Raw genomic sequence first — 12,509 nt, 5'->3', positions numbered from 1 at the left:
GGCCGGGACCGCTCGGTCAGCAGCTCTTCCAGCTCGCCATGCGTGATGCCACAGTCAGCGGCGCCGAGCTCCGTGATGATCGACTCGAACACCGCCCGAGAGGATTCGAACGCTCCGGCGACATCGTGGTTCGCGTACCCTGCCACAGGGCTCCTTCTTTACGTTGATGGACGTCAGACACCCACAACGTAACCAGAAGGAGCCCCCCTTTCATGATCACCACCCACCCAACCCCCCCGACCACAGCTCCCCTCAAAAGAGCCACACCCAATTGAAACTGTGATCACCACTGGTCGGGCCGGGGGTGCGCGGCGCGTGCGGACCGGATGATCGCGTCGATCCGCCGGGAGTGCGCGCCTCGCCAGTACACCTGCGCGCAGTCCTCGCAGCGCGCGTAATCATCGTAGTGGCGGCGAGTTCCCGGCTCGATCTCGTCTTCGACGTCTTCTTTGGACACCGGGTGCAGGACGCCGTTGCAGGCAGTGCACCGGGTCCACGGCTCAAGGGGAGGCGCGAACCGGCCGACGACGTCGACCATCTGCCTCGCCGGGTCCGCACCCCGCACGTAGGCCCCTGCCCGCAGAACCCGGCGGCGCAGGATGCCGCGGTCCTGGGTCAGCAGCACCCGCCGCTCCCGTTCGGCCTGCTGGATCAGCTCGTCGTCGGTGGCATCGTTGCGGTAGGCGGTGTCGATGCCGAGCAGCCGCAGCCGGCGGGCCAACTTCCCGAGGTGCACGTCCAGCACGAACCGCGGTGGCGACGACTGCGGCCGGTCGACGGGCCGGATGTCGATCACTGCGCCGGGATGCGGTTGCAAGGAGGGTGTTGCGGGCGAGCCGTCGATCAGGAAGCGGCCCACCTCGGTGAGGGGAACGCCCAGCGATTCGGCGATGTGCCCGACCGTCGCGGTGCCGTCGTAGAGCAGGTCGAGGCGTGCCACCCGATGCCGTGGAGCGGCGAAGAACCACAGCTCCGGATCAATGCGCACCCGCACGCTCGCTTCGGCTACCACCCGTCCATCGTCGGCCGCCGCAGGAGATCCCGCTCGGCTCCGCCACCCGCCGAACCACCGAACGCCAGCAGCCGCCGGATTCACGAACGTCCCTCACGATTCAGGTGTTCACGGGAACGCTTGCTGCCGGGCGAGTTTTTCCAGACAGCTAATGCGAGGACGGCATCGCCCGTTGTGCGTTCGGGGGATCCAAGAGGCCGGATCCACCTCGATCCGGAGGGCATGGGACAGCCCAGTTGGCCCCAGGGCTGGCGCCTGTGAGCCAGATGGATGTGACCGCCATCCGCACAGGCGCCAGCAGCCGAAGGCTATGGGCAAGGGCGTGGGATCCAAATGGCCTGGATCACGTTTCAGGCCCCCACTTCCGTGGGCAACCACGTGTTCGCTGCCAGTGAGGAATGCTCTCCGGCGAGGCCGGGAGGGCGAGCGTGAGGCCCGTGCCCCGGCACCGGGGACAGAGGCGCCAGCCGCTGAGTAACTCAGGGAAACTGCGTCCGCCGTAGTGGGCTTGGACGGCCTCGACTTCGCGTTCGCCGTTGCAGTGGGCGCATTTATCCCGAGGTCAGCGGATGCTCGGCAGCGCTTCGGCTGCCCGGATCATTCGCATCCGCAGTTCGCGAAGGTGATCCGGTTCCTCGTCCGGTCGTGCGGGGCGTCCGGCGACGTCGGCTTCGACCAGCGCGGCTTCGTAGGCGCGCACGGCCTTTTCGACGTCGCGTCCGACCTAGGTCCGCTCGGGTCGGCGGATGATCGTCGGCCCTTCGATCCTCCTGGCCCGTGGCCAGCCGCTCATGGAGGCGGTGGTGGTGATGACTTCCTGCGGCACGGGCCTGTCGGTGGCCAGGGCTCGCCAGCCCGCAGGCGCTGGGCTACGTGCGTCGGCGAACGCCGGGACGATCAGGATGTTGCGCACCGGGGTTCGCCATTTCGGGTGCACGGTTGGCACCTTCGGCACCATCCCGTCGCATCGAGAACTGGATCCGGGTCTGGCCGTAGACCGTGGTCAGCGTAACCCCGAAGATCGACACGACGCCCCGGGCCGCACGATCGCCGGCCAGCCCGAGCCGGTGCACGGCCTGCTCAAACCGGCCTGCCCGGGGGTCACGGGGGTTGGCGGACAGGTGGGCTGAACCACCAGGTGATCAGCGGGCCAGCCACCGCCAGGATCAGGACGTAGCCGGTGGTCAGGGGCCCGAGGAGGGCGTCGTGGACGGTCACCAGGCTGACGATGATGATCGAGAACTCGCCGCGGACGATCAGCGCTGTGCCCGCGCGCAACCGGCCCCGCCGCCCCGCCCCGGCGCGGGCCGCCGCGTACCAGCCGGTGCCGATCTTGGTGAGTGCCGTCACGGCGGCCAGCGCGATCGCCACCGGCAGCAGCGGCAGCAGCGAGGGCGGGGCCACGGAGATGCCGATCGCCAGGAAGAACGCGGCCGCGAACAGGTCCCGCAGCGGCGTGACCAGGGAGCGCACCCGGTCGGCCAACGGGCCGGTCAGCGCCAGCCCCACCAGGAACGCCCCGACCGCCGCCGAAGTGCCGGCCGCCTCCGCGATCGCGGCCACCACCAGCGCCAACCCGACGATCCGCAGCAGCAGCTGCTCGGTGTCGCGGTCCTCGACCAGGTGCCCGACGCGGTGCCCCCAGCGCCGCGACGCACCCAGTGCCAGCAGCAGGACACCCACCGCGACCGCGACGCTCGCCAGTCCGTGCAGCACCGTGCCGCCGGTGGCCAGCACCGCCAGGATCGGCAGGTACACCGCCATCGCGAAGTCCTCCAGCAGCAGGATCGACAGCACCGCCGGGGTTTCCCGGTTGCCCAGCCGGTGCAGGTCGTCCAGCAGCCGGGACACGATCGTCGACGACGACACCCAGGTGATCCCGGCCAGCGCCACGATGCCGGTTACGTCCAGCCCGAGCAGCCACCCGGCCAGCGCGCCCGGCGCGGCGTTGACCACCATGTCCAGCAGCCCGGACGGGACGTGCTGGCGCAGCGTCACGGTGAACTCCTCGATGGAGAACTCCAGGCCGAGGGTCAGCAGCAGGAGCACCACCCCGATCGACGCGCCGAGCTCCACGAAGTCGCGGGCCGCCGGGAGCGGCGCGATGCCGCCCTCGCCCACCGCCAGCCCCACCAGCAGGTACAGCGGGATCGGCGACACCCCGAAGCGCCGGGTCACCGTGCCGATCGCACCGAGCACGATCAGGACGATCCCCAGTTCCAGCAGGAGGGCGATCGAGGTGTGCACGGCAGTTCATCCCGCCAGGATGCGTTCCACCCCGGTGATGCCCTGCTGCGTGCCGATCACCACGAGGATGTCCCCGGCCAGCAACCCCTGGCTCGGTGCGGGGGAGGCGATGACGTCCTCGCCGCGCACGATCGCCACGATCGACGCGCCGGTGCGGGTGCGTGCGCGTGTTTCGCCGAGGGTGCGGCCGTCGAACGCCGAGCTCGCGGTCACCTCCACCTGGCCGGCGTTGAGGCCCGGCACCTCGCGGGTCAGATCGGCGAAGCGTTCGGCGATCCGCGGGGCGCCCAGGATCTCGGTGACCGCGTCGGCCTCTTCCGCGCTGAGCCGGAACAGCATCCGGACATCGTCGGGATCATCGCCGGGGTAGGCGACGAAGTCGAAGTCGCCGCGCCGCCGAGCCACCACGCCGATGCGCTGGCCATCGGTGGTGGTGAACTCGTACCGCAGCCCAACACCGGGGAGCAGAACTTCGGTGACGTCCATGCGCTCATCATCGCGCCGCCGCGTCGCACCCGCCGGGTACGCGACATGCGGTGACGCGCGTTGCTGCCGGCGGACTCGCGGAGATGGCCGGGGTCGAGCTGCGTTGTCTGCCGCTGCTGGCCACCAGCGGTTCGCCGGCGCGGTGGTCGACCTGCTGCCGGGGGCGGTCGCCGACATGTACCGGGCCTATGTGGACGGTCGGTTGGCCGACGGCATCGACCTCGTCGGCCGCGCCCGGTTTCCGGCCGGTGCTGACGAAGGCCCCCGGGTTTCCGGGGGCCTTCAGTGCGAAGTGATGATCAGCGGCAGTGCCAGCGGCCTGGCGTCGACGCCCAGCTCCATGAGCCGTGGTGCCAGACGTGGTGCCGGCTCCCCTGCACCCACCAGCAGTGGCGTGCCGAGTGGACTTGCATGGCGGCTGTCGCAACCGTCGAGCTGTCGGCGGCGGGGGCGGCGTTCGCGGTCGTGCCGATGGCGAACCCCCCACCGGCAAGTGCCGCCGAGATACTGAGTGCCGCGATCGTCCTGGCGTACTTGTTACGCATGGCCGACCTTCTTCCCTAGCCTCCCGCAGCCTGCGTTCCAGGGGTGGGGTGGCCTCCCGGCGAGACCGCGGAGGTTCGATTGTCGTGGTCCCCGAAATCTATCTGCGGGTGAATGGCCGGAATCGTCGCTGCATCCAACCCCAAAGCCCGCAGCTTCAGTTCATGCCGACCACGGTTGCCCCCGTTCCTCGGTGGGACAAGAGGCTTTCGACCCAACGGGACGAGTCGAGCTATTCTGGCGCTCGGCGTCCGTTGTCAGGATTCGAACAGGGATTCGCCCCAGTGGCCTCCGGGTTGGGTTCCCGGCGGGCAGGCAAAGATCGCCGAACCGTTGTGCTGCAGGTACTCCATCATCGAGTCCTTTTTGGACAGCAGGCGCTGCACCGGGATGAACTGGGAGCGGGGGTCTCGGTTGAAGCACACGAAGAACAGCCCGGCGTCCAGCCGCCCGAGGCCGTCGGAGCCGTCGGTGAAGTTGTAGCCTCGGCGCAACATCCGCGCCCCGCCGTGCGTTTCGGGCGCCGCCAGTCGGATGTGCGAGTTCTCCGCGATCCGCAACTCGCCGTCCGCGCCGCGGGCCTGCAGGTCGACCCGGTCGAACTCGTCGGCTCCGCCGTGCGGGGCGCCACTGCCCTTGGTGCGGCCGACGATGGTTTCCTGCTCGCCCAGCGACGTCCGGTCCCAGGTTTCGATGTGCATCCGGATCCGCCGCGCCACCAGATAGCTGCCGCCGGACATCCACTCCGGGCCGTCGCCGGGCTGGGCCCACACGTGCCGGTCCAGCTCCTCGGTGTCCTCGGCCTTGAGGTTGTTCGTGCCGTCCTTGAAGCCGAACAGGTTGCGCGGTGTGCTCTGCGATCGCGAGGTCGTGGAGGTCCGGCCGAACCCGAGCTGCGACCAGCGCACCGCGACCTTGCCGAATCCGATGCGCGCCAGGTTGCGCACCGCGTGCACCGCGACCTGCGGATCGTTGGCGCAGGCCTGCACGCACAGGTCTCCGCCGCTGCGCGCCGGGTCGAGGGCGTCGGCGGGGAAGTGCGGCAGGTCGACCAGCGCCGGGGGACGCCGGTCGGCGAGGCCGAACCGCCCGTCGAACAGCGACGGGCCGAAACCGATGGTCAGCGTCAGCGAGGACGCGGGCAGGTCGAGGGCCTCGCCGGTGTCGCCGGGCGGTGCCTCGGCGTGCCCGGCGACCGCGCCGTGCTCGACCGCCTCCAGCCCGGCGGTCATCCGCTCCGCGGCCCGGGTCCATTCCGCCAGCAGTGCGACCAGCTCCGCGCGGTCGGTCGTGGTCACGTCGAAGGCGACGAAGTGCATGCGGTCCTGGGCCGGGGTGGTGATGCCCGCCTGGTGCGGGCCGTGGAACGGCACCGTCGGTGCCTCGTCGCCGTGACTGCCCACGACGTATCCCGCCCCGGTGCCCACACCGGCCACCGCGACACCGGCACCGGCCAGCCCGAACAGCCGGCGGCGGGAGACCCCGGTCATCGAGCCACCACGCCGGCGGTCTTGCTCAGCGGCTCGCTCAGCGCGTCCACGGCCGCCGCCAGTTCCTTGACCTGCTCCGGGGTCAGCTCGTTGTAGAGCCGGTACCCGTCGCCGACCTGGTAGCGCGCCAGCAGCGCGTCCACCGCTGCGAACTTCTCGTCAAGGGTGGCCACCAGCTTCGGGTCCTTCTCGGCCAGGACCGGGCGCAGCGCGGTGACCACCTGCTTCGCGCCGTCCACATTGGCCTTGAAGTCCCACAGGTCGGTGTGCGAGAAGATCTCTTCCTCACCGGTGACCTTGCCGGTGGCGACCTCGTCGAGCAGCTCCTTCGCGCCGTTGGCGGCTCCCGACGGGGTCAGCTCGACGGTCCGGGTCTGCGCCACGAGCTGGTCGACGTCGGCGAGGAGCTGGTCGGCGATCGCCGGGGTGTCCGGCTGCGGTCCGGTGACCCAGAGGTCCTTCTCCAGCCGGTGGAAGCCGGTGAACTGCTGGCCCGGCTCCAGGTCGGCCTCCCGGCCGTCCATCCGCGGGTCCAGGTCGCCGAAGCTCTCCGCGACCGGCTCGATGCGCTCCCACGGAATCCGGGCCTGGGCGTACAGCTGCTTGGCCTGCGCCACATCGCCGGCCTTGACCGCCGCGACGAACTGGGTGGTCCTGGCCTTGAGCTCATCGGCCTGCTCGTCCACGTAGCGCTTGTAGTCGGTGACGGCCTGCGCCGCGGCGCCGCCCTGCGCGGCAGCCGTGCCGGTCACGGTGAAGTCGCCGCGGATGCCGTCGCCCCGCATGCCGGGCTTGCACGCGGTCGTGTACTTGCCGCCCTGCGGCACCTCAGCGACTAGCTGGCGGTTGAGGCCGGGGCCGATGTTCTCGACCTCGCTGATGATCCGGTCGCCCTCGCCGTAGAGGTAGAACTCGGTTACCTGGCTGCCCTTGTTGGTGATGTCGAAGCGGATCGTGCCGGCCGGGGCCGAGGTCGCCGACAGCGTGCAGGCGTCGTCCGAGGCGTCCACGGTGATGGCGCCGGGGGCGTCGCCAGCGGGTTGCCCGGCGCATCCGGCGGCGAGCAGGATCGCGCCGAGCGCGGGTAGCAGGGCGCGGGCGTTGGTGGTCACTTGGCGTCTCCGGTGCGGGTTTCGACGGGCCGGGCGGCACCGCGGTGGGGGCGGAGGAACAGGGGAAGCACGATCACGACGTAGCCGACCCAGACGACGGCTTCGAGCACCGTGGTCTCCGGGGAGAAGTTGAAGATCCCCTTCAGCAGCGAGCCGTACCAGGAGTTCGGCGGGACGTACGCGCTGACGTCGAAGGCGAGGGTGTGCAGGCCGGGCAGCAGCGAGGCCTCCTGCAGGTCGTGCACGCCGTAGGCGAAGACCCCGGCGGCGACGAAGACCAGCAGCACGCCGGTGACGGTGAAGAACTTCGACAGGTTGACCTTGATCGCCCCGGCGTAGAGCAGCCAGCCGAGCAGGATCGAGATCGTGATGCCGATCAGGAACCCGACCAGCGGCAGAACGGTGCCGCCGCCGGCGGACTGCACGCTGGAGAAGAAGAACACCGCGGTCTCCATCCCCTCGCGTGCGACCGCCAGGAAGGCCACGGTGGCCACGGCGACCGGGCCCAGCTGCAGCGCCTCGTCGAGCTGTCCGCGCAGTTGGGCCGCCAGGGTGCGGCCGGCGCGGCGCATCCAGAAGATCATGCCGGTGACGAAGGCGACCGCGATGATCGAGGCGATCCCGCCGAAGGCCTCCTGGGCCTCGAAGCTCAACGTGGCGGCGGTGTAGGTGAGCACCGCGCCCAGCCCAACCGACAGCGCCACCGCCACGCCGACCCCGGCCCAGACCAACGGCAGCGCGCGGCGGCGTTCGGTGCGGACGAGGAAAGCGACCAGAATGCTCACCACGAGTACGGCCTCCAGGCCTTCTCGCAGTCCGATCAACGCATTGCTGAATAGCATTCGCATCTTCCTCTGCCGGCAATCGACGGGCATCAAGAAACTAGGTAAGCCTCACCTTGGTGTCAAATGAGTGTGAACACCATGACACCTCGGCCGCGACCAGGCTCGACGATTTATTTCGACCGGTTTGACCTAGTTTTTCGATGCATGTCCGGAATGTTCGAATACCTTTCTGGTCGAACCGGGCGGGGCGGCCACGCCGGCTCCGAAGATCATTTGTCGCTGGCCGGAATTCGATGCTGTCCTTTGTGGAGCGACCTGCGGTTCCGGCAGGTTGGATCGCGAATTCCTCGATCTTGTTCGGCGAGTTGCGTCGGGTGTGCGGGTTGTGGTGCCCGGGAGCATTGGGTCACGTTTCGCTCCACGGGGCGCGGAATATCGGTTAGGCTGGCGGGGCATCGGCGGGTGTGATCGCCCGCCCACGACGACCTGGCGGTGCCGGGTGGGTCGCCGGAGCATCCCCGCTCCCCGGCCCGTCGTCCCGGCGTTCGACCGCAGAGCTAGCCGTGCCGGTCCAAGGCGCCACCTCAGACCGCGCGGCTGTCCCGGGTGGTCAAAAGGGAGGGACGGCGAGAGCTGTCTCGGCCGCCCGCGTGGAAGAGCCCGCTGACCGGGAGGTCAGCGGGTTTTTTCGCTCCTCGGGCGGGGCGCCGGCGGAGGCTCGTCCCTGACCGAGGCGCGAGGTCGTCCCTGCTGGTCATGCCGATCCGCAAGGAACTCGCCCGGCACCCCCAGCGATTGTTGAGCGGAATCGAGGCGGCGACTGGCGGCCCGGCGGGGGAGGGCGCACGGTACCGATATGTCCACTGTCAAAGCTCAGCAATCAGGCGTGTTCTACCGGTGTCCGGCCCCGGAGGCCGACCCGTACGTGCGCGAAGGCGGCCACGTCGACCCCGGCCAGACCATCGCGGTGATCGAGGCGGTGAAGACCTACAACCCGGTGAAGTCGGAATCCGGCGGCACCGTGACCCGGTTCCTGCTGGACGACGGGGTCCAGGTCGCCCCAGGACAAGAAGTCGCCGAAGTAGCCGACTGAATACCCCACGCGGTTGATCTTGAATCCAGCGCAAGCCCTATCATGGCCGCGCAGTGCTGGGAGGCGGGAGGACCGTGCGCGGGGTCGACTATTACGAGCTGCTGGGCGTGAACCGCGACGCGACGGCAGCCGAGATCAAGTCCGCCTACCGGTCGCTGGCGCGCAGCATGCACCCCGACGTCGGCGGCACCGCGGGAACCTTCCGGTTGCTGCAGGAAGCCTACGAGACGCTCAACGACCCGGTGCGCCGCGCCAGCTACGACCGCGCGGACGAACCGGCTCACCGCCCGCGAGCGGCGGAACGGCGCAGGCGGCGGCATTTCGGTGAAGACCCGACATACGTGCCGAAGATGCCACGGCTGCGCTTGGACGACCTCCCGTGGTGGGACGCCGTCGATCCGGACACCCGGGTCCGCTACCTGCCGGCCACCGGCCCGGACCGCGCGCCGACGCTGGCGCTGGTCGGCGGCTGGTCGCTGCTGCTGCTGGCCGGGCTCGCCGTCGAGCTCAGCACGATGCTGCTGGCCGCGTGGCTTTCCATGCTGGTGGCGTCCGGCGTGCTGATCGTGCTGCTGCTGCGGCGGCACATCCGGGCGCACCGGATCGACCGGTCGTTCACCGCGGAGTTCGGCGGCCGCCGGATCTTCGGCCTGCCGGACGGGCAGGACGAGCGGGCCCAGCAGCTGACCGCCGAGCTCTGCGCGAAGTACCTGACCCGGCTACCGGGCGTGCGGGTGTTCCACGGACTGGCGTGGCCGGACTCGGTGTTCGAGGACGTGCACCACGCGGTGCTGTGCGGGCGACGGCTGGTGCTGGTGGAGTCCAAGAGCTGGCTGCCCGGCCACTACACCTCCGACGAGACGGGCGCGTTGTGGCGCAACGGCCATCCGTTCCGCGGCGGCACGACGAGCTTGCCGGATGGCATCGGCGCTTTCGAGGAGCTGCTGCCCGGTGTCGAGATCCGAGGCGTAGTGCTGATCTACCCCAGCCGCGCCGGTGACGTCACGACGGTGGAGCAGGACGACGACCCGGTTTCCCCGATGACTCCGGCCCAATTCGTCCGCGACATCGGCCGCTGGCTCGCGCAGGACGCGGCATCGGTGGACCGCGAGGTGTTCACGGCGGTGCTGGACCAGGTCGTCGGGGACTGATCCGGCGCGACTCCTTCCGCCGGTGCCGATGAGTTTTCGCTCCGCCGCTTGTCGATACGGGTAGTCGACAACACCAACACCATGGAAAGGGCGCAACGCCATGACTACCAGTTCGAATGCGGCGGTTTCCCAGCGGCGGGGCGTGCACGTGGCGCTGTGGGTGCTACAGGCGCTGCTCGCGGCGTTCTTCGTGTTCGCCGCAGTCCCGAAGCTCCTCGGCGACCCGACGGCGGTCCAGATGTTCGACGTGATCGGGTTCGGGCAGTGGTTCCGGTACCTGACCGGCACTCTCGAACTGCTGGGTGCCATCGGCCTGCTCGTGCCGCGACTGGCCGGGCTGGCCGCGCTCGGCCTCGCCGGTGTCATGATCGGTGCGACGATCACCCAGGTGTTCGCGTTCCACGCTCCGGGCATGGCGCTTATGCCGCTCGTCCTGGGGGTGGTGTTCCTGGCGGTCGCCTGGGGACGCCGCGCGTCGATCCCGTTCCTGGCCGGTCGCTGACCAGCAGCATCCTGCCGGTGGAAGCCGGTGTCCCCGGCCTCGGCCCGCAGATCGGCCGGTTCAGCAGGCAACCTCGTCCGGTCGCCGAGGGAGAGTTCTACGGGCCGACCGCCGGAAACCGGCGGTCGGCCCGGCTGCCCCAAGGCGGCGAGACCCCTCGGCTCACCGCTCGAAGAGCAGGGAGTCCAGGCCTCGGCGCAGACCTGGGGTTTCGGTGACCTTGCGGATGGCCAGTAGGGTTCCCCGCCGCGTAGGGGCCCGGGTTGGTTCCCGGGTCGTGCCGCATGGTCAGCTTCTCTCCCGCCTTGCCGGACACGATCTCCGTGGTGACCACGAAACCGGGTAGGTGGACCGAGTGGATCCTGGTTCCCGCTATCTCGGTGCCGCGCGCTTCGACCGGGCCGTGCAGGTCCGGGAGCGGCACTGCGGAGTCGGCACTGCGGAGTCGGGCCTGCGGAGTCGGGCCTGCGGACCTTGCCGAGGTTTCGGCGAGCTCGTGCGAAGTGCCGCTCGGAACGTCCGCCTTGCTCGCGGAGGCGAAGTGGATGATCTCCCACTGACCGAGGTGCTCTACCAGGCGGTCGAGTTCCTCGTAGTCGTCGGCGGACAGGCCGCTGCGCGCTCGGCCGCCACCCCGTGCCGCTGCTGCGCCAATAACACCGCGAACATCCGGACGTGCCCCCGCAGATGCGCCGCGTTGACGATCCGGAGGCGGCGCTGCAGCGCGGTGAGATCGACATGGCGCTCCTGCACTCGGTGCCCGATGACGACGCCTGCTAAGCCCTTCCGTGGCTCCAAGAACCCCGCCTGGCCGCCATCGCCGAGGACGATGCGCTCAGCGCGGGAGCGTCGGTATCGCTGGCGGATCTCGCTTCTCGCGCCATCGCGCTGTGCTCCACCGCCGGGACCACCACAGCCCGCTTCTGGCCTGCGGGGCAGCTCACCCGCCCGACTCTCCAGGTGGCGAACGCCGACGAGTGGCTGACCGATCGCAGCGGGCAAGCTGCCGGAGCGACGGCCAAGGCCACCGGGCAGCCCACCCGCACCCCGGCATCCGGTACCTGCCCAGCTCCGACGCCGCACCCGTCACGGTCCACCTGGCCTGGAACCCGCATCCTGCGCATCCGGCGGCCGCGACCTTCCGGGAGCACACCCGCCGCGTCGTCGCCGCTGCCGTGTGACGCCAGTTCGATGCACCCCCAAGCGGTTTCGCGCGGTTGGGGTGATGCGTTTGGGCCTAGGCAGGTGGTCGTCGTCCTCGATACCTTGTCGATCTTCGCCGGGGTCGGCTCCGCGAGCACCCGGTGGTGTGACCGTGTGCGATCAGCCCGGCCGGGCGCGAGGATGGGCCGGTCGGGGCCTGCCGGACGAAGGAGTACCAGCGTGACGAATCCGCACCAGAACGTCAGTTTCGCCAGCAACGGGCGCACCGCCCACGGCTACCTGGCGACGCCGTCCGGTTCGGGCCCCGGTGTGGTGGTGATCCAGGAGTGGTGGGGGCTCACGGACCACGTCGCCGATGTCGCGAACCGGCTGGCGGCCGAGGGGTTCGTCGCGCTCGCCCCGGATCTCTACGGCGGGCACACCACGCACGACGCCGCCGAAGCCGCGCGGCTGATGAAGGAGCTGCCCGTGGACCAGGCGGCGCGGGACCTCTCCGGTGCGGTCGACTACCTGCTGGCGCACGATTCGGTGACAAGTCCAGCCGTCGGGGTCGTCGGGTTCTGCATGGGCGGCAAGTTCGCGATCGTGCTCGCCGCGCAGCAGGGCGACCGGGTAGGCGCCGTGGTGCCCTTCTACGGTATGCCTTGTGTGGCGGACACGGACTTCTCGGGCCTGACGGCGCCGATGCTGTGCCACTTCGGCGAATACGACCGCAGCATCAGCGTGGACGCGGTCGCTGAACTGCGCGACAAGATCCAGCAGCAGTCCGGCGTCCGTCCGCAGATTCACGTCTACCCAGCGGGGCACGCGTTCTTCAACGACCAGAATCCGGCGGCGTACCAAGAAGATTCGGCCCGAACCGCCTGGCCCCGAACCCTCGACTTCCTCCGCCGCCACCTGACCTGACGGCGGATTCGCGCGGGC

At 69.9% G+C, this 12,509-nt stretch carries 16 protein-coding genes; 6 read left to right on the top strand and 10 right to left on the bottom strand.

The annotated features are described in order from the left end of the window. Nucleotides 1-283: 283 nt before the first annotated feature. From SSPN_RS0118820 to SSPN_RS0118800, 5 genes are all read right to left on the bottom strand, one after another. A complete protein-coding gene (locus SSPN_RS0118820) occupies nt 284-1,012 on the bottom strand; it encodes a Mut7-C RNAse domain-containing protein (protein WP_010697101.1) in 729 nt (242 codons plus the stop codon). 562 nt (nt 1,013-1,574) lie between these two features. After that, entirely contained in the window at nt 1,575-1,712 is a 138-nt protein-coding gene (locus SSPN_RS59980) for a hypothetical protein (protein WP_010697099.1), read from the bottom strand. Nucleotides 1,713-1,736: 24 nt separating this feature from the next. Further along, a complete protein-coding gene (locus SSPN_RS0118810) occupies nt 1,737-1,958 on the bottom strand; it encodes a hypothetical protein (RefSeq protein ID WP_143539537.1) in 222 nt (73 codons plus the stop codon). Between the two features lie 155 nt (nt 1,959-2,113). Further along, a complete protein-coding gene (locus tag SSPN_RS0118805) occupies nt 2,114-3,259 on the bottom strand; it encodes a cation:proton antiporter (protein ID WP_010697093.1) in 1,146 nt (381 codons plus the stop codon). 6 nt (nt 3,260-3,265) lie between these two features. Then, a complete protein-coding gene (locus tag SSPN_RS0118800; RefSeq protein WP_010697087.1) occupies nt 3,266-3,745 on the bottom strand; it encodes a cation:proton antiporter regulatory subunit in 480 nt (159 codons plus the stop codon). A gap of 411 nt (nt 3,746-4,156) precedes the next feature. Between SSPN_RS0118800 and SSPN_RS56850 the strand changes: the two genes are divergently transcribed. Then, on the top strand, nt 4,157-4,309 hold the full coding sequence (locus tag SSPN_RS56850) for a hypothetical protein (protein WP_010697085.1): 153 nt from the start codon (nt 4,157-4,159) through the stop codon (nt 4,307-4,309). A gap of 236 nt (nt 4,310-4,545) precedes the next feature. Here the strand turns inward: SSPN_RS56850 and efeB are convergent, their stop codons facing one another. From efeB to efeU, 3 genes are read right to left on the bottom strand one after another with little or no spacing between them, the layout of a single operon-like run. Continuing rightward, a complete protein-coding gene (efeB, locus tag SSPN_RS0118790) occupies nt 4,546-5,778 on the bottom strand; it encodes an iron uptake transporter deferrochelatase/peroxidase subunit (RefSeq protein ID WP_010697083.1) in 1,233 nt (410 codons plus the stop codon). Then, nucleotides 5,775-6,890, bottom strand: a complete 1,116-nt coding sequence (gene efeO, locus SSPN_RS0118785) for an iron uptake system protein EfeO (RefSeq protein ID WP_010697081.1) — start codon at nt 6,888-6,890, stop codon at nt 5,775-5,777. The genes efeB and efeO overlap by 4 nt, the downstream gene beginning before the upstream one ends. Beyond that, entirely contained in the window at nt 6,887-7,732 is an 846-nt protein-coding gene (gene efeU, locus SSPN_RS0118780) for an iron uptake transporter permease EfeU (RefSeq protein WP_010697079.1), read from the bottom strand. Before efeU ends, efeO begins: the two co-directional genes overlap by 4 nt. A gap of 799 nt (nt 7,733-8,531) precedes the next feature. Here efeU and SSPN_RS0118775 point away from each other — a divergent pair. The 3 genes from SSPN_RS0118775 (at nt 8,532) to SSPN_RS0118765 (ending at nt 10,421) form a co-directional block, all read left to right on the top strand. Then, nucleotides 8,532-8,768: a biotin/lipoyl-containing protein gene (locus SSPN_RS0118775; RefSeq protein ID WP_029535482.1), complete on the top strand. Its 237-nt coding sequence runs from the start codon at nt 8,532-8,534 to the stop codon at nt 8,766-8,768. Nucleotides 8,769-8,842: 74 nt separating this feature from the next. After that, complete coding sequence (locus SSPN_RS0118770) at nt 8,843-9,919, top strand: J domain-containing protein (protein ID WP_010697075.1); 1,077 nt, start codon at nt 8,843-8,845, stop codon at nt 9,917-9,919. A 100-nt stretch (nt 9,920-10,019) separates the two neighbouring features. Further along, nucleotides 10,020-10,421, top strand: a complete 402-nt coding sequence (locus SSPN_RS0118765; protein WP_010697073.1) for a DoxX family protein — start codon at nt 10,020-10,022, stop codon at nt 10,419-10,421. A gap of 97 nt (nt 10,422-10,518) precedes the next feature. Here SSPN_RS0118765 and SSPN_RS62745 read toward each other — a convergent pair whose 3' ends face one another. Beyond that, the gene (locus tag SSPN_RS62745) at nt 10,519-10,971 is read right to left on the bottom strand and encodes a dihydrodipicolinate reductase C-terminal domain-containing protein (protein ID WP_420187973.1); all 453 of its coding nucleotides are present in this window, start codon (nt 10,969-10,971) and stop codon (nt 10,519-10,521) included. Between the two features lie 20 nt (nt 10,972-10,991). Continuing rightward, the gene (locus tag SSPN_RS54990) at nt 10,992-11,219 is read right to left on the bottom strand and encodes a hypothetical protein (protein WP_143539538.1); all 228 of its coding nucleotides are present in this window, start codon (nt 11,217-11,219) and stop codon (nt 10,992-10,994) included. Nucleotides 11,220-11,398: 179 nt separating this feature from the next. Between SSPN_RS54990 and SSPN_RS49045 the strand changes: the two genes are divergently transcribed. Then, the gene (locus SSPN_RS49045) at nt 11,399-11,602 is read left to right on the top strand and encodes a type 2 periplasmic-binding domain-containing protein (protein WP_010697067.1); all 204 of its coding nucleotides are present in this window, start codon (nt 11,399-11,401) and stop codon (nt 11,600-11,602) included. A 202-nt stretch (nt 11,603-11,804) separates the two neighbouring features. Beyond that, nucleotides 11,805-12,491, top strand: coding sequence for a dienelactone hydrolase family protein (locus SSPN_RS0118745; RefSeq protein ID WP_010697065.1), 687 nt, complete (start codon nt 11,805-11,807; stop codon nt 12,489-12,491). Nucleotides 12,492-12,509: the final 18 nt, after the last annotated feature.

This window comes from Saccharopolyspora spinosa NRRL 18395 (assembly GCF_000194155.1).
Lineage (GTDB): Bacteria > Actinomycetota > Actinomycetes > Mycobacteriales > Pseudonocardiaceae > Saccharopolyspora > Saccharopolyspora spinosa.
The sequence above is the reverse complement of the archived record's forward strand: the minus strand, read 5'-3'. Positions and strand labels throughout refer to the sequence as shown.